General features: G+C 61.3%; 18 protein-coding genes. 16 read left to right on the top strand and 2 right to left on the bottom strand.

The window, feature by feature from the left end; genetic code table 11:
- The first annotated feature begins 402 nt into the window (after positions 1–402).
- The 11 genes from fdnG (at position 403) to GA645_RS24880 (ending at position 12,633) form a co-directional block, all read left to right on the top strand.
- Positions 403–3,480: a formate dehydrogenase-N subunit alpha gene (gene fdnG, locus GA645_RS24930; RefSeq protein ID WP_152226434.1), complete on the top strand. Its 3,078-nt coding sequence runs from the start codon at positions 403–405 to the stop codon at positions 3,478–3,480.
- A gap of 8 nt (positions 3,481–3,488) precedes the next feature.
- Positions 3,489–4,421: a formate dehydrogenase subunit beta gene (fdxH, locus tag GA645_RS24925; RefSeq protein ID WP_152226432.1), complete on the top strand. Its 933-nt coding sequence runs from the start codon at positions 3,489–3,491 to the stop codon at positions 4,419–4,421.
- A gap of 72 nt (positions 4,422–4,493) precedes the next feature.
- A complete protein-coding gene (locus GA645_RS24920; RefSeq protein WP_152226430.1) occupies positions 4,494–5,120 on the top strand; it encodes a formate dehydrogenase subunit gamma in 627 nt (208 codons plus the stop codon).
- Positions 5,121–5,254: 134 nt separating this feature from the next.
- Positions 5,255–6,187 (top strand): formate dehydrogenase accessory protein FdhE, encoded by a 933-nt coding sequence (gene fdhE, locus GA645_RS24915; protein WP_152226428.1) that lies wholly within the window; start codon positions 5,255–5,257, stop codon positions 6,185–6,187.
- Between the two features lie 154 nt (positions 6,188–6,341).
- Positions 6,342–7,748, top strand: coding sequence for an L-seryl-tRNA(Sec) selenium transferase (gene selA, locus GA645_RS24910; RefSeq protein ID WP_152226426.1), 1,407 nt, complete (start codon positions 6,342–6,344; stop codon positions 7,746–7,748).
- Positions 7,745–9,667, top strand: coding sequence for a selenocysteine-specific translation elongation factor (gene selB / locus GA645_RS24905; protein WP_152226424.1), 1,923 nt, complete (start codon positions 7,745–7,747; stop codon positions 9,665–9,667). The genes selA and selB overlap by 4 nt, the downstream gene beginning before the upstream one ends.
- A gap of 98 nt (positions 9,668–9,765) precedes the next feature.
- A complete protein-coding gene (locus tag GA645_RS24900) occupies positions 9,766–10,044 on the top strand; it encodes an antitoxin of toxin-antitoxin stability system (RefSeq protein WP_152226422.1) in 279 nt (92 codons plus the stop codon).
- Positions 10,041–10,328, top strand: coding sequence for a type II toxin-antitoxin system RelE/ParE family toxin (locus tag GA645_RS24895; RefSeq protein ID WP_152226420.1), 288 nt, complete (start codon positions 10,041–10,043; stop codon positions 10,326–10,328). The genes GA645_RS24900 and GA645_RS24895 overlap by 4 nt, the downstream gene beginning before the upstream one ends.
- Positions 10,329–10,757: 429 nt before the next feature.
- On the top strand, positions 10,758–11,642 hold the full coding sequence (locus GA645_RS24890) for an ATP-binding protein (protein WP_152226418.1): 885 nt from the start codon (positions 10,758–10,760) through the stop codon (positions 11,640–11,642).
- A gap of 11 nt (positions 11,643–11,653) precedes the next feature.
- Entirely contained in the window at positions 11,654–12,004 is a 351-nt protein-coding gene (locus GA645_RS24885; protein WP_152226416.1) for an STAS-like domain-containing protein, read from the top strand.
- Positions 12,004–12,633 carry a PIN domain-containing protein gene (locus GA645_RS24880; protein ID WP_152226414.1) on the top strand — a complete coding sequence of 210 codons (630 nt, stop codon included), beginning with the start codon at positions 12,004–12,006 and terminating at the stop codon, positions 12,631–12,633. Before GA645_RS24885 ends, GA645_RS24880 begins: the two co-directional genes overlap by 1 nt.
- Positions 12,634–12,661: 28 nt before the next feature.
- Here the strand turns inward: GA645_RS24880 and GA645_RS24875 are convergent, their stop codons facing one another.
- Complete coding sequence (locus GA645_RS24875) at positions 12,662–13,381, bottom strand: hypothetical protein (protein WP_152226412.1); 720 nt, start codon at positions 13,379–13,381, stop codon at positions 12,662–12,664.
- Between the two features lie 843 nt (positions 13,382–14,224).
- On the bottom strand, positions 14,225–14,491 hold the full coding sequence (locus GA645_RS24870) for a DNA-binding protein (protein WP_152226410.1): 267 nt from the start codon (positions 14,489–14,491) through the stop codon (positions 14,225–14,227).
- Between the two features lie 137 nt (positions 14,492–14,628).
- On the opposite strand from GA645_RS24870, the gene GA645_RS24865 reads away from it, so the two are divergent.
- The 5 genes from GA645_RS24865 to GA645_RS24835 all read left to right on the top strand — a co-directional run bounded on the left by GA645_RS24865 (position 14,629) and on the right by GA645_RS24835 (position 16,617).
- On the top strand, positions 14,629–14,844 hold the full coding sequence (locus GA645_RS24865; protein WP_152226408.1) for a DNA-binding protein: 216 nt from the start codon (positions 14,629–14,631) through the stop codon (positions 14,842–14,844).
- A gap of 3 nt (positions 14,845–14,847) precedes the next feature.
- A complete protein-coding gene (locus GA645_RS24860; protein ID WP_152226406.1) occupies positions 14,848–15,183 on the top strand; it encodes a DUF5447 family protein in 336 nt (111 codons plus the stop codon).
- A gap of 441 nt (positions 15,184–15,624) precedes the next feature.
- Positions 15,625–16,050, top strand: coding sequence for a DNA-binding protein (locus GA645_RS24850; RefSeq protein WP_152226402.1), 426 nt, complete (start codon positions 15,625–15,627; stop codon positions 16,048–16,050).
- Between the two features lie 98 nt (positions 16,051–16,148).
- Positions 16,149–16,361 carry a hypothetical protein gene (locus GA645_RS24840; protein ID WP_152226400.1) on the top strand — a complete coding sequence of 71 codons (213 nt, stop codon included), beginning with the start codon at positions 16,149–16,151 and terminating at the stop codon, positions 16,359–16,361.
- 13 nt (positions 16,362–16,374) lie between these two features.
- Positions 16,375–16,617 carry a major capsid protein gene (locus tag GA645_RS24835; RefSeq protein WP_152226398.1) on the top strand — a complete coding sequence of 81 codons (243 nt, stop codon included), beginning with the start codon at positions 16,375–16,377 and terminating at the stop codon, positions 16,615–16,617.
- The last annotated feature ends 64 nt before the right edge of the window (positions 16,618–16,681 follow it).

Below are 16,681 nucleotides of genomic sequence, written 5' to 3'. Positions count from 1 at the left end.
TCTACATGGCAGGGCTTCGTGCCCCGATCGCAGGCTGAAGTGACCCATCCTTGGAGGACGTCATGAAAGCGATAAGAAGAAGACATGCGCGCCATTACCTGCTCGCGGTTCTTGTCGGGCTGGCCCTGCTGGGCCTGCATGAGTCCCTCCAGCCCGACCGCCAGCAGTCAGCGTGCAATCCCGACGGTAGCAGTTTCTCCTGCAGCTACCCGTAACTCCCTCACAGGGAGTATTGCCCCGTCCGATCCGGGTGACGGACTGACGCGCGTCAATGCGCCGCAAACCCCCAGCGTGCATGGTCTGCCCCGCTCAAGCTGGCGCATCGCCCTGGCTTGGCTATCTTTTAAGCAGCAGGGGTCCGGCTATGCCCCGGACGTACGCTGCCTGATCAGGAGACGCACGATGGATATGAACCGTCGGCAATTCTTCAAGGTCTGCGCTGTAGGCCTTGGAGGATCGAGCCTGGCGGCACTGGGGGTCGCGCCCCCGGATGCCTTCGCCGACCAGGTCCGCCATTTCAAGCTTGCGCGCACCGTCGAGACCCGCAACACCTGCCCGTACTGCTCGGTAGGCTGCGGCATCCTCATGTACAGCCAAGGGGATGCGGCGAAGAACGTTGCGCAGAACATCATCCACATCGAGGGTGATTCCGATCACCCGGTGAACCGCGGCACCCTCTGCCCCAAAGGCGCCGGCCTGCTCGACTTCGTCCACAGCCCCAACCGCCTGAAGTACCCGCAGATTCGTGAAGCGGGCTCTTCGGAGTGGAAGCGCATCGGCTGGGACGATGCGCTGGACCGCATCGCCAAGCTGATCAAGGAAGACCGCGACGCCAACTTCATCGAGAAGAACGCCCAGGGCCAGACGGTGAACCGCTGGCTGACCACCGGCTTCCTGGCCGCGTCGGCGTCTTCCAACGAAGCGGGCTACATCACCCACAAGGTGGTGCGTTCCCTCGGACTACTGGCGTTCGACAACCAAGCGCGTGTCTGACACGGCCCGACGGTGGCAAGTCTTGCCCCGACGTTTGGCCGTGGAGCCATGACCAACCATTGGACCGACATCAAGAATGCCGATCTGATCCTGATCATGGGCGGAAACGCCGCCGAAGCGCACCCGTGCGGCTTCAAGTGGGTGACCGAAGCCAAGGCGCACAACAAGGCGCGCCTGCTGGTGGTCGACCCGAGATTCACCCGTTCCGCGTCGGTGGCCGATTACTACGCACCGATCCGCACCGGCACGGACATCGCCTTCCTCGGCGGCCTGATCAATTACCTGCTGGAAAACGGCAAGTACCAGAAGGAATACGTGCACAACTACACCGACGTCTCCTTCATCGTGAAGGAAGGCTTCGGTTTCGAGGACGGCCTGTTCAACGGCTATGACGCCGAGAAGCGCACCTACCCGGACAAATCCTCCTGGCAGTACGAGCTGGGCGAGGACGGCTTCGCCAAGGTCGACCCGACCCTGCAGAACCCGCGCTGCGTGTTCAACCTGATGAAGCAGCACTACAGCCGCTACACGCCGGACGTGGTGAGCAACATCTGTGGCACGCCCAAGGACATGATGCTCAAGGTGTGGGAGGAGATTTCCACCACCGCCGCACCGGACAAGGTGATGACCATCATGTATGCCCTGGGCTGGACGCAGCACTCGGTGGGCGCACAGATGATCCGAACCGGCGCGATGGTCCAGCTGCTGCTGGGCAACATCGGCATGCCCGGCGGCGGCATGAACGCCCTGCGCGGCCACTCCAACATCCAGGGGCTGACCGACCTGGGGCTGCTGTCCAACTCGCTGCCGGGCTACCTGACCCTGGGGATGGACGCGGAGCAGGACTACAACGCCTACATCGCCAAGCGCACCAGCAAACCGCTGCGGCCGGGACAGTTGTCCTACTGGCAGAACTATCCCAAGTTCCACGTCAGCCTGATGAAGTCCTGGTTCGGCAAGTCCGCCACCAAGGACAACAACTGGTGCTACGACTGGCTGCCCAAGCTCGACATGCCAGGCGCCGGCTACGACGTGCTGCGCTACTTCGACATGATGTACCAGGGCAAGGTCAACGGGTACTTCTGCCAGGGCTTCAACCCCATCGCCTCCTTCCCCAACAAGGCCAAGGTCAGCGCCGCGCTGGCCAAGCTGAAGTGGATGGTGGTGATGGACCCGCTGGCGACCGAGACCTCGGAGTTCTGGCGCAATGCCGGCGAGTTCAACGAGGTGGACAGCAAGGCCATCCAGACCACCGTGTTCCGCCTGCCCACCAGCTGCTTCGCCGAGGAAGACGGCTCCATCGTCAACTCCGGACGCTGGCTGCAATGGCACTGGAAGGGCGCCGAACCGCCGGGCGAGGCGCGCACCGACATCGCGATCATGGCTGGCCTGTACCACCGCCTGCGCAGTGCCTATGCGAAAGACGGCGGCAAGTTCCCCGACCCGATCCTCGGCCTGGACTGGAACTACCTCAGGCCCGACGAACCCGGCCCGGACGAGCTGGCCAAGGAGTACAACGGCAAGGCCCTGGCCGATCTGGTCGACCCGAACAACGGCATGGTCCTGGCGAAAGCCGGTGAGCAATTGCCGGGCTTCGCCTTGCTGCGCGATGACGGCAGCACCGCCAGCGGTTGCTGGATCTTCGCCGGCTCCTGGACGCAACTGGGCAACCAGATGGCCCGCCGCGACAACAGCGACCCCTACGCCATGGGCCAGACCCTGGGCTGGGCCTGGGCCTGGCCGGCCAACCGGCGCATCCTCTACAACCGCGCCTCGGCGGACGTCAGCGGCAAGCCGTGGGACCCGGTGAAGAAGCGCCTGGTGTGGTGGAACGGCAAGGCCTGGGGCGGCACCGACGTGCCCGACTTCAAGGTCGACGTGGCGCCGGAAGCGGGGATGAATCCGTTCATCATGAACCCCGAGGGCGTGGCGCGCTTCTTCGCCGTCGACAAGATGGCCGAGGGCCCGTTCCCCGAGCACTACGAGCCGTTCGAGACGCCCATCGGGGTCAACCCGCTGCACAAGAATCCGCAGGCCATCAGCAGTCCGGCCGCGCGGGTGTTCAAGAACGACATGGAGCTGTTCGGCAAGGCCGACGAGTTCCCCTACGCCGCGACCACCTACCGGCTCACCGAACACTTCCACTTCTGGACCAAGCATTGCCGTCTGAATGCCATCGCCCAGCCGGAACAGTTCGTCGAGATCGGCGAGGCGCTGGCCAAGGAGCTCGGCATCAAGGCCGGCGACCGTGTGAAAGTCTCCTCCAACCGCGGCTTCATCAAGGCGGTGGCAGTGGTGACCAAGCGCATTCGTCCGCTGCAGGTCAACGGCAAGACCGTGCACCACGTGGGTATCCCCCTGCACTGGGGTTTCTCCGGGGTGGCGCGCAACGGCTACCTGACCAACACCCTGACCCCCTTCGTGGGCGACGGGAATACGCAGACGCCGGAGTTCAAATCCTTCCTCGTCAACGTGGAAAAGGCGTGAGGTGAAACATGAGTAGCCAAGACATCTACGCCCGCTCCGCCACCACCACGCCGATGCCCTCGGTGCGGCGCGAGGAGGAAGTGGCCAAGCTGATCGACGTGTCCAAGTGCATCGGCTGCAAGGCCTGCCAGGTCGCCTGCTCGGAATGGAACGAGCTGCGCGACGAGGTGGGCCACAACCACGGCACCTACGACAACCCCATCGACCTGACGTCCGACTCCTGGACGGTCATGCGCTTCACCGAATACGAAGCGCCGGCCGGCAACCTGGAGTGGCTGATCCGCAAGGACGGCTGCATGCACTGCGCCGAGCCGGGCTGCCTCAAGGCCTGCCCGAGTCCGGGGGCGATCGTGAAGTACGCCAACGGTATCGTCGACTTCAACCAGGACCACTGCATCGGCTGCGGATACTGCATCACCGGCTGCCCGTTCAACATCCCGCGCATCTCGCAGAAGGACCACAAGGCGTACAAGTGCACCCTGTGTTCCGACCGCGTGGCGGTGGGCATGGAGCCGGCCTGCGTGAAGACCTGCCCGACCGGCGCCATCGTCTTCGGCACCAAGGAGGACATGAAGGAACACGCCGCCGAACGCATCGAGGACCTCAAATCGCGCGGCTTCGAGCACGCCGGCCTGTATGACCCGGAAGGGGTGGGCGGCACCCACGTGATGTACGTGCTGCACCACGCCGACAAGCCCTCGCTCTACGCCGGCCTGCCCGACAAACCCTCGATCAGCCCGCTGGTCAGCCTGTGGAAAGGCATCACCAAGCCTCTCGGCCTGCTGGCCATGGGCGCGGTGGTGCTGGCCGGGTTCTTCCACTACACCCGCACCGGTCCCAACCGGGTGGAGGAGGACGAGCCGGGCGGTTCCGATCCGGAGGCGCCGGTGCACAAGGTCGACCCTTCGGTGCATGACTATGACCCGCGTCAGCGCCCGTGACCTCCCTGGCAGTTGCTTTTGCCCCCTCTCCCAGCGGGAGAGGGCTGGGGTGAGGGCTACGAGGATCGAGAGATGAAAAAAGATATCCAGCGCTACAACGCCAACGAACGGAGCAACCACTGGATGGTGGCCATTCTGTTCTTCCTCGCCGGCCTCTCGGGGCTGGCGCTGTTCCACCCGTCCATGTTCTGGCTGACCAACCTCTTCGGCGGTGGTCCGTGGACGCGCATCCTGCACCCCTTCCTCGGGGTGGCGATGTTCCTGTTCTTCCTCGGGCTGGTGGTGCGTTTCGCCCACCACAACCTGATGGAAAAACGCGACGTGCAATGGCTGAAACAATGGCGTGACGTGGTCGCCAACCGCGAGGAAAACCTCCCGGAAGTCGGCCGCTACAACGCCGGGCAGAAGCTGCTGTTCTGGACCCTGCTGCTGTGCATGCTGGTGCTGCTGCTGACCGGCTTCGTCATCTGGCGGGCGTACTTCAGCCAGTGGTTCGGCATCGACATCATCCGCCTGGCGTCGCTGCTGCATGCCTTGGCCGCCTTTGTGCTCATCTGCAGCATCCTGGTGCACATCTACGCTGGCATCTGGGTGAAGGGCTCGATGGGCGCCATGCTCTATGGATGGGTCAGCCGCGGCTGGGCGCGCAAGCACCATAACGGCTGGCTGAAGGATGTGGAGAAGGGCAAGGGGCACTGACCTGCAACGTTGCTGAAATGAATGCCGGCTGACACTGGATTGCCAGCCGGCACGGACAGTTCTCTCTCCCTTTGGGAGAGGGCCAGGGTGAGGGGCTCTTGAGGCCCCGATCCGCCATCAACAAGGAGTCCTGCGTGTCAGGCCGAATTCTCGAACCCGGGCAGATCGAAGCTGCCGCCAACATCCCGCCGTTGTTCAACCTGCCGTCTCACGATCTCTTCACCCACCGCGCCGCGCGTTTGCGTGAACTGGCGCCGGGCAACCCGCTGCAGGGCTACCTGGAACTGATCGCCGGTGTCTGCGACACCCAGCAGGCACTGCTCGATCGCAAGCTGACGTTGCCCTCGCCGGACTCCGCCGCGCTGGTCCGCAGCCGCGAACACCGCATGCCGCCGCTGGCCTATGAAGTGCTGGTACGCGAAGGCGCCTGGCTGCCACAGCTGGACGCCTTTCTCGATGCCTACGAGCCCACCGCCAACCCGGCCATCGTCCAGGCGCTGAAGGCCCTGCGCAGCGCCGACGAGGGCCAGCGCAAGGCCTGGGCGCTGGGCCTGCTCAATGGCCAGTTCGACCTGCTGCCGCCGGCCCTCGTGCCGTTCCTCGGCGCCGTCCTGCAGGTTGCCTTCAGCCAGTGGCTGCTGGCACTGCCCGAGGACACCCTGGCGGAGACCGACAGCCAGACTCTCTGTCCGGCCTGCGGCGCGCCGCCGGTGGCGGGGATGATCCGCCACCAGGGCAAGCACGCCGGGCTGCGTTACCTGTCCTGCTCGCTGTGCTCCTGCGAATGGCACTACGTGCGCGTGAAGTGCAGCCACTGTGCCGAGAGCAAGGGCCTGGCCTATTACTCGCTGCAGCGCGAAGGCGTGGCCAGCGACCAGGCGCCACTCAAGGCCGAAACCTGCCCCGGCTGCCAGTCCTACCTCAAGCAGTTCTACCTGCAGCACGACAAGCACGCCGAGGCCCAGGCCGACGACCTCGCCAGCCTCGCGCTGGATATCCGCCTGGCCGAGGACGGTTACCTGCGCACCGCGCCGAACCTGCTGCTGGCTCCCGGCGGCTCTTCGTAGGATGTGGTGGAGCGAAGCGATACCCATCGAACACAGCATGGGTATCGCAGGCTCCACCCATCCTACGAAGACAGCGCGATAACGGCGGATAACGCGCTCCGCGTTATGCGCCCTACACTGACTCCAGCCCTCGCAATCCGCACAAGGCCCGTCCATGACCTCGGTACGCCTGCCCTCCATCGACCGCCTGCTGCGCAGCCCGGCCTGCCAGCCGCTGCAGCAGCGCTACGGCCGCGAGGCCCTGCTCAAGACCCTGCGCGACCTGCTCGACGAACTGCGCGAGCCGGCGCTCCACGGCCAACTGGCCGCCATCGAACTGGAGGAATCCGTGCTCGCCGGCCGGGCTGGCGAACGCCTCGCCGCGCACCACGCCAGCCGCGTGCGCCGGGTGTTCAACCTCACCGGCACCGTGCTGCACACCAACCTCGGCCGCGCCTTGCTGCCGGAGGAAGCCATCGAGGCGATCACGATGGCCGCGCGCTACCCGCTCAACCTCGAATTCGACCTCGCCACCGGCAAGCGTGGCGACCGTGACGACCTCATCACCGGGCTGATCCGCGAGCTCACCGGCGCCGAGGCCGTCACCGTGGTCAACAACAACGCCGCCGCCGTGCTGCTGGCGCTCAACAGCCTGGGCGCGCGCAAGGAAGGCATCATTTCCCGTGGCGAACTGATCGAAATCGGTGGTGCCTTCCGCATCCCCGACATCATGTCCCGCGCCGGGGTGAAGCTGGTCGAAGTCGGCACCACCAACCGCACCCACGCCAAGGACTACGAAGCCGCCATTGGCCCGCGTGCGGGCCTGTTGATGCGCGTGCACACCAGCAACTACAGCGTGCAGGGCTTCACCGCCAGCGTCGCCACGCCGGAGCTGGCGCAGATCGCCCACACCCACGGTCTGCCATTGCTGGAAGACCTGGGCAGCGGCACGCTGGTCGATCTCACCCGCTGGGGCCTGCCCAAGGAGCCGACCGTGCAGGAAGCCCTGCGCGACGGCGCCGACATCGTCACCTTCAGCGGCGACAAGCTGCTTGGCGGCCCCCAGGCCGGGCTGATCCTCGGCAGCAAGGAACTGATCGGACGGATCAAGAAGAACCCCCTCAAGCGCGCCCTGCGCGTGGACAAGCTGACCCTCGCCGCGCTGGAGGCCGTGCTCAATCTCTACCGAGACCCGGATCGCCTCGCCGAACGACTCACCAGCCTGCGTCTGCTCAGCCGCCCGCAGGCCGATATCCGCGTCCAGGCCCAGCGCCTCGCACCGGCTTTGGCAGCGCTGCTGGGCGACGGCTGGAGTGTCAGCGCCGTGGATGCCCTGGGGATGATCGGCAGCGGCGCCCAGCCGGTCGCCCGGCTGCCCAGCGCCGCGCTGTGCCTGCGCCCGATCCAGCCCAAGCGCCAGCGCGGACGTGCGCTGCTCCATCTGGAGGAACGTCTGCGCTGCCTGCCGATTCCCGTGCTTGGCCGCATCGATGACGATGCGCTGTGGCTCGACCTGCGCCAGCTTGACGACGAACCCGGCTTCGTCGCCCAACTGCCGCTGCTGGCCGAGGGCGACGCGTGATAGTCGGAACCGCCGGCCACATCGACCACGGCAAGACCTCGCTGCTGCGCGCCCTCACCGGCATCGAGGGTGACCGCCGCCCGGCCGAGCGCGAGCGTGGCATCACCATCGATCTGGGCTACCTCTATGCCGACCTCGGCGACGGCGCGCTCACCGGTTTCATCGATGTGCCCGGTCACGAGCGCTTCGTCCACAACATGCTCGCCGGCGCCAGCGGCATCGACCTGGTGCTGCTGGTGGTGGCCGCCGACGATGGCGTGATGCCGCAGACCCGCGAACACCTCGCCATCGTTCAACTGCTCGGCATCCGCCGCGCCATCGTCGCCCTGACCAAGGCCGACCGCGTGCCCGCCGAGCGCGTGGCACAGGCGGCTCGCGAAGTGCAGGAACAGCTTGCCGATGGAGCTCTGAGCGGGGCGCCGATCTTCCCCGTGTCCAGCGTGACTGGGGAGGGCATCGACGCACTGCGCGGCGCACTCACCGAAGCGGCGCGCGATACCCGTGAAGGTGCAGCAGCGGGTGGTTTCCGCCTGGCGGTGGACCGCGCTTTCAGCGTCAGTGGCGCGGGCGTCGTCGTCACCGGAACCGCCTTCGCCGGCACCGTTCGTGTGGGCGATGAGTTGCTGCTGGGCAGCGCCGGCCGCCGCGTTCGTGTCCGTGGTTTGCACGCACAGAACCGCGAGGCGCAGCAGGCCCACGCCGGTCAGCGCGTAGCCCTGAACATCGCCGGCGAACGCCTGAGCATCGACCAGATTCACCGCGGCGACTGGCTGATCACTCCGGAACTACATGCGCCCACCACGCGCATCGATATCGACCTGCGCCTGCTGCCCAGCGAGACACGCGCCTTCACCCACTGGACACCCGTTCATGTGCACCTTGGCACCCAGGACGTCACCGGCCGCATCGCTCTGCTCGAAGACGAGCGCTTGCAACCGGGCGAACGCGCCTTCGCGCAGCTTGTCCTGAATGCTCCAAGCCATGCTGTCCACGGCGACCGATTGGTGCTGCGCGATCAGTCCGCGCAGCGCACCCTCGGCGGCGGCCGCGTGCTCGACTCCTTTGCTCCCGCACGCAATCGCCGCAGTCCGGAACGTATGGAACAACTGCGGGCCTTGCAGGGCGAGAGTCTGGAAGGTGCCTTGCCGACGCTACTGGCCCACGCCAGCAACGGCCTCGATCCGGCACTGCTGGCGCGGCAGTTCAACCGCCCCCGCGAGACCTGGAAGCTGCGCTCCGAACTGGTCGAGATCAGCACGCGCCTGGGTGCGAGACTCTTCGCGGTGGAACGCTGGAGCGCGCTGCAGGAGCAACTGCTGGCCGAACTGCAGACCTTCCACCAGGAAGCCCCCGACGAACTCGGTCCTGACCGCGATCGCCTGCGCCGCTACGCGCTGCCGCAACTGGAACGCCCGGTGTTCATCGCGCTGCTGGAAAGCTTGCTGGCCGAAAAGCGCATCGACAGCAGCGGACCCTGGCTGCACCTACCCGATCACCGCGTGCAGCTCGGTGAAGCCGACGAGAAATTGCGCGATCGTCTCTGGCCATTGCTGCAGGCCGGCAACTTCGACCCACCCTGGGTGCGCGACCTTGCCCGCGAGCTGGCGGAGGAGGAGGGCGACGTGCGCCTGTTGCTGCGCAAACTCGCCCGACTGGGCCATCTGCACCAGGTGGTGAAGGACCTGTTCTATCCGGAAGAAACCGTTCGCCAACTCGCCGGCCACGCCCTGCACCTGCGCGACCAAGCCGGCATCATCCGCGCCGCCGCTTTCCGCGACCGCATCGGCATCGGCCGCAAACGCTGCATCCAGTTGCTGGAATACTTCGACCGGATCGGTTTTACCCGCCGCTATGGCAACGAGCGGAGGGTGCGGGAGGATTCGGCGCTGGCGAGTACTGCGGCAGCGGACAAGTCCTAGCTGTCGACCGGAATCGGATGCCACTCAATGGCTAGCTGGCCTACAGTAGAAAAGGTATATACGACGTATATTCCTTTTCATCACCTGCGAGCCTTCCCATGAGTAAAGAAGCCGTGTTCACCATGAAGCTGGAGTCTGAGCTGCGCGCCGAATTCATGGCTGCCGCAGAGGCAGCGCATCGCCCGGCCTCCCAGGTCATGCGAGAACTCATGAGAGACTTCATCCGCCAGCAGCGCCAGGAGCAGGACTACGACGCCTTTCTGCAAGCCAAAATCGACGCGAGCCGCGCGTCGTTGGCGGCCGGCGAGGGGCGCTCGGATGAAGAGGTGGAGGAGGCCTTTGCTGCTCGCCGCGCCAGGGCAACCCGCCGCAAATGAGGGTCCGCTGGAGCACGGAATCCGAGCAGGATCGTCTCGATATCTGGCAGTACATCGCTGCCGACAATCCGGAGGCGGCGGCGCAGATGGATACTCTTTTCAGCGCCACGGTGAGCAAGCTGAAGGAGTTTCCCGAGATGGGGAAGCCGGGAAGGATTCCAGGCACTCGCGAACTGATTCCTCACGAGAGTTACCGGCTGATCTACCAGATCGAAGCGGACGCACTCTGGATAATGGCACTGGTGCACACCATGAGACTGTGGCCGCCGGCGCGTAGCGAGTGAGAGCTATACGGAAGCCTTGAGGCGCATGGCTCCAGCGTAACGCCTCCTAGCCCACCTTCGACTTCGTCAGCGGAATCGCTGCGCTGGTATCGGTCAGTGCAATGATGGCAACATCCAGGCTCCCGATTCGCCGACGCGCTCCAGCGCCGGCACCAGTCCAGGGAAGGCAATCACGCCCGGTGGCGTGGCCGGGCTTCAAACCCTCTAAAATGGCATTTCAGAGCATTCCATTATGTTCTGTTGCCCGTTTTTCCTTTGCTTGACTGTCGTGGTTCGTGCCTTTTCGTCTCTTTGATTTCGACATTTTTTCGACCATTTAAGACCTCAGCCGGTCCTCGGCTGCCGACGATTTCCATAGCTGTATTTGATGAGTAAAATGGCAGTTTGAGATTAATTGGCCATTCATCCTATCTGCTACAGGATCGTTGCTTGAGCATCACTACCATTTCCATTCCGCGTCTTAATGATGACCTATGGGACTATTGGCAGTTGCGGAGCATTTGGCAGGCAGTAGCAAATGCGCCACGGGACCATGAAATCCACTTTGATTTCTTAAAATGCGATTTTTTGCGTCCTAACGCTGTGGTCATCCTTGGCGGGATGGCGAGGATCCTTCAGTCCGGAGGCCGGAGAGTCTGCTTTCTTTCCAACACAATGCGGGCTGGAGTGCAGGCGAATCTCGTCCAGAACGGGTTCGCTCATGCTATGGGCGCTTCCATTGCGCCTTGGCGTGGAAACGCGATTCCATACCAAGAGTTCGCTGCCCCAGATAAAGAACGAATCGTATCGAGCTTGCGAGAGCATTGGCTTGGGCGGGGATGGATTTCAGTAAGCGAATTGCTTGCTGACGCCATCTTAGGGCAGATTTGGGAGCTTTTTAGCAACGCCTTTGAGCATAGCAGGTCGACGGTTGGCGTTATCTGCTGCGGACAGCACTTCCCCAATCGTCGAGAACTGCTACTCTCCATCGCAGATTTTGGGGTGGGCATCCCTGCTAACGTGGGGGCTTACCTAGGCGGTCAGCCCTGCGCAGGTGATGTGGCTATGCGTCACGCATTTTCCCGAGGTTTCACGACGACAAACGGCAGCGTTCCCAGGGGAATGGGGCTAGATTTGGTCAAGGAGTTCGTGCAAAAAGCGAATGGTTGCCTTGAGATTTTTAGTCACCAAGGGCATGCTCGGATTGACGTTCGCGGTGAAAAGTACGATAATATTGCGCCCATTTTTCATGGGACGTTGGTTCAGATTCGGCTGTGCTGTGACGACAAGTTCTACCTGCTGTCAAATGAGCTGAATGAGCAGCCATTTTTCTGATGAGGCAAGGTATGTATCTACAGGTTCGTGAGCTGGTTGGCGAAAATGCCATGACGCTGGATGACGGTAAGGCAATCTTCCGTTCTATCCATGAGCCTCTTTTGCACGGCGATACGGTTGAACTCGATTTCGACGGGGTAAAAGTTTTCGCTTCGCCATTTTTCAATGCCGGTATCGGTGCTTTGCTAGAAGATGTAAAGCCTGACATTTTGAACCGAAATCTAAAAATTAATCATATTTCTGACTTCGGTTCTAGAGTACTTAGGCGTGTTATTGAAAACGCTAAGGAGTACTACAGCAGCTCAATAGAGCAACGTCAGGCATCTTATCGTATTGCTGAAGAAGCAAGTAAGGGCCTTTAATGCCGGTGAAGGTCCGTGCGAATGTGGTTAACATCACTACGGATACTCCTAAGGCTAACGACGTTTTTTTAGTCGATACAAACGCTTGGTACTGGCTTTTTTATCCTAAGGCGTCGGTTTTTCAGTTGCAAAACTCTGCAGCTCAACCGTATCAGGTTACTGATTATCCTACCTATCTAAAAGCCGTTCTGTCTTCTGGGGCAAAGCTTTATTGCAGTCCTTTGAGCTTTTCTGAGTTGGCTCATAATATTGAGTCTGCGGAAAGAAGCATTTACGCTTTCAATGCAAACAAGACGATTGGAGCCAAAGAGTTTCGGCACAACTACCCAAATCAGCGGGCTCGAGTGGCAACCCTCATCCAGAGTGTCTGGCAGGACGTAACTGACACCTCTGACCTCATGCCTGTTAACCTTGACTGTCAATTTACAGCGGCTGCCGTCAAGAAATTTAGCTTGATGGCTTTAGATGGCTACGATTTGTTTATGGTTGAGCAGGCTCTAGCGTCTGGAGTCACCAATATTATTACTGATGACTCTGATTACTGCTCCGTTCCAGGAATTACAGTTTTTACATCGAACCAGACTGCGATTCGAGAAGCTACATCCGCTAAGCTCCTTGTGGTTCGATAATTAAGTCTAATCCATCGTTTTCGCTTCTTTAAGGTAAAAGCGGTGCGCTAATAAAGGCACTTGCAATTCCTACGATTAAACCAACAACTACTACCCAGCGAATATTTTCGTTCAGTTCGTGCCGTTTAATTCCTTGCCCAATCTTAAAGGCCGTTACTGGGAAGATTTTTTCTCTTACTTTTGCGAATATCCACGCGACTAAGGCTACGAAGGCAATAATCGCGGTAAGCGCCGAGATTATTGCGATTGCCATTTGAGGTGAGGTGGAAGCTGTTGCTTTAGCTGGTGGCTTGTTTATGAGGCTAATGAATCCAAAGCCAAGCATGCCAAGCACTAATAGGACGAAACCTAGGTCGACAGTTGCTAGGAGTGAGTACCAGGGCTTTATTCCCTCGAATGTGTCTCGAATTTTGGTATTTATCGTGGTTATGGATTCCTCCTCTCCATGAAGTGAGAGAGATAAAATATTATAAAATTTCTTTCCTAATGTTACTGTTCCAACTTCTATGTCCTTATCGTCATTCCGCCTTATTGCCGTAAATTGTACTGTTTTTATTTCTGATCTCTTAGGGTTTGTGTATTTTGAGATTTCTTCTTTTCTTGTGAATTTCCGATGTATTCCGTCGCTGCAGGTTACTTCTGCTTCAACTTTCTCGTAATAGCTGCCTAGAGTGCTCCAAATTCCTTCAACGTCTTCTGCTGTGGCTACAAAGGCGTGCTTTCCAGCGTATTCGGCTTTCACTTGCATTCTGTTGAGCGCTCCCTATAGTTCTTGGGGATTTATATTGGCTAGACAGTTTTGGTAGTGCGAAAAGTTAGTCTAGGCTGTTAATTATTTCGTAACCTCGGTCTGCTTAATCGCTCCTATCCCGCTTGAACCAACGCAGTGTTGCCTTCCCTTTGCTGGCCAGAGCGGTGAGAGCCTGCTAGTTCCGATCCCTGCTACCCAGGCCGACTGCAAATTTGCAGTTTCGCCGCTCGATACTGCCTTCCTTGTAAGGCCAGCAAACTCTGTCCTTTGTACTCTGAGTCTCCCCGACGATGGTGATTCTGGGGCCCTGCGGCTCGGATTGCCGAGCTGGTTCCTTTGGGGTGGGAAAGGGGCGTAACGGAAGCACGTTATCCGCGCCGCGAGGCGTGTAGTTTTGGTCGTGGTAGACGGTTTGCTTCGGTATGGCGGGCAGAGCGGGCTCTGTTGCACGCTGGACTGTGGCGCTGGGATTGTCCCGGCGGAATCGCTCTTCCACCAGTCGATCCCACTTGTCCTGATCATTTACCGGGTTTGATCGGCTCACTTGGGCAACAGGGTCGAGTTGAGCCTGGTGCTTACTCGCTAGGCTTCGGACCGTGTTTTGCAGCAGGGCTGAGCTGGCGAGATACAGCGCGCCGAATACGACGGCAGTGCTGGCCAACACAGGGACGGACCATTTCCTTGCTGTGTATTGCCAGCCTTTGCGCCGGAGATATGCGGGGGCGTCGTCCCGATCTGCTTTCATGATTTAGCTCCTTTCCCTGAAGCGTCGGCGTGTTCACGCCAAAGGTGATTATCCCTTTCTATTGAACCATCGCAGTGCCGCTTTCCTTGTCAGCTCTATCCCGCGTTGGTCTTGGGCAATTTTTCATTTGCCTCGTCGTATTCGGGGCTTGTCTGACCGCACTCAGGTGCGATTTTTCCCGTGACCATCCAAAAGGCATACTCGGGGGCAAGTTCCACCAACGCCTTAATGTCGTCCTCGTTGACTCGTCGAGCTCCCTTTCTCAGTGCGTACCACTTTTCCCGGTCGATACCGCTCAGCTGCTCTAAGCGTTTAGCTGTCAGCTTCTTCCTCTCAAGAATGGCGACTATTCGCTCTCTCATCTTTTCGATTTCGTCAGCACAAAGGGACGCCGGCTGATTGTGACTCCAGCTCGACTCCTCATAATCGGCATACAGGCACCGGCATATATTGCCGGATGTATATCGCCGGTAATGACACGAATAGTGACGGAACGACAATGGAACTGGAAGAGCTGCCACCCGGGTCCCTGGTAGGACCGCAACAAGATGTCGAGCCCATCGAGAAGTGGGCAGAACGCAACGGAGTGACTTTCGGTACTGCCCGTGCCTGGGTGTACCGGGGCGTCCTCCCCTCCGTGAAGCTGGGCAAGCTGCGTATGGTGAATAGCGCGTTGATGCGGAACTGGCTGCTGGAACAGGAGTGGACGGCGTGAACCATGAACGTCTTCAGTGCCTACCTGGGCAAGCCTCACTCTTCGGGCTGCGACTGCTCTGTCTGTTGGTCCCGTCGCGAACTGGCGAAGCCCGCTCCCTCCCAATCCACACCCTGCACCGAGTGCCGCCCTACGCGGGTCTTTACGGTCGTTACTACGATGGCGCCGGTCGCTGGAGTGTGGCGCTCGATCCACTCGACGTACCGGGTGGAACGGGGTTTTACCTGCGACAAACACATGCCCGCGCTCCGTCCCCCGAAGTATTGGCACGTTGTCTACGACAGCGGCAGACCCACGCCCTTCGTGCCAATCCACGAACCGTTCGAGCTGGAGGGCTGAAGCATGTCCACTAGGTTCATCGCATACCTGATCGTCCGTCTCGCGTTCATTGCCATTGCGCTGCTGGTGGGCCGTTACCCCGCTCGCCATATCCGCCCCACCTGGGCCCGTCAGGTCAGGGGCCGCCGCACCGGCTTGTCCGAACACGCTTCATCGTTCGGTCAAACGGAGCGCCGGGCGAAGCGCACCCTTGACCGCGCTCCCCCCTGAATAGCCTCAGCTCGGGAGAGTGGGGCAGCTCCACCGCCCCGCGCTCCTGAGCCCTCGGCGGCGAGAGCGGGATGGTAAGGGCAGCGCCCTTACGACGTTGATCTTCGCTCTCCCAGCCACTCACCACCCGTAAACCCAAGGCACCACCACACCCGCTGAATGACGGCCACCAACGCGCCCAATTTGCAGCAGCGGGCCAACTCATGCCCGAAAAAGGCAAAGGAGCTTCACATGAACATGTTTGCAACCACCGGCGGCGTAGTCGAACTGTGGGTCACCAAGACCGATACCTACACCTCTACCAAGACCGGCGAAATCTACGCCAGTGTCCAGGCTATTTCCCCGATCCCCGAGGGCGCTCGCGGCAACGCCAAAGGCTTCGAAATCAGCGAATACAGCATCGAGCCGACCCTGCTCGACGGCATCGTCTTCGCCGGCGCTCCGGTGCTGTGCAAGTTCGCCAGCGTGGTCCGCCCGACCCAGGACCGTTTCGGCCGCACCACCAATACCCAGTTCCTCACCGAGCTGCTGAGCGTGGGCAAAGAGACCGCCGCGCCGCGTCAGCCCGCCGTGCAGCAGCCCACTCAGCGCCCGGCACCGCAACCCGTCAGCGACAAACCCAGCGCTGACAAGCCCGGCGAATCGCCCAAGAACTAACACGGGAGCACGGCCATGACTCGATACCTCTCCCTGTTCGTGGTTGGCCTCGCCGCTGGGTACGCCTGGGGCTGGGTCGATGGCGTGGCGCGCTTCCTATGAATTTCATCGCTTGTGACGGCCGGTGGGCGCTCGGTGCCGATGGTTCCGCCATCTGCACCGGCACCCTGAAGGTCTTCACCCGCGAGGAAATGCAGAGCGAGGTTGGCTCTGCACTCACCTGGGAACAGGTCGCCGAGATTCGCGGGGATGTGCTCGGACTCTTTGCCATCGCCTTCGGCTTTCTGGTCCTGAAACGACTGCTCAAGTAGCGAGGTAACACCCATGAACCAACTGAAGAACCGTCTGCAAAACCGCGCTTCGGCCTATGGTCGTCGCGCCCGCCAAGTGGCTGTTGGCGTTGCTGCCGTCGGCTCCACCCTGGTCGCCACCGCCTATGCGGCAGTGCCCTCGGAAGCGACCGCCGCACTGACCACCGCCGGTGACGACACCAACACCATCGGCTGGGCCGTGTTCGCCGTGCTGGTCGCCGCTGCGGCATTCAAGTACATGCGCCGCGCCCTGTAACCCCACCCGGCCTGACAGCCGTAGCACCGAACCCCGCTCCGGCGGGGTTCTTCTTCTGGAGAGC

The organism is Pseudomonas sp. SCB32, from assembly GCF_009189165.1.
GTDB lineage: Bacteria > Pseudomonadota > Gammaproteobacteria > Pseudomonadales > Pseudomonadaceae > Pseudomonas.
The sequence above is the reverse complement of the archived record's forward strand: the minus strand, read 5'-3'. Positions and strand labels throughout refer to the sequence as shown.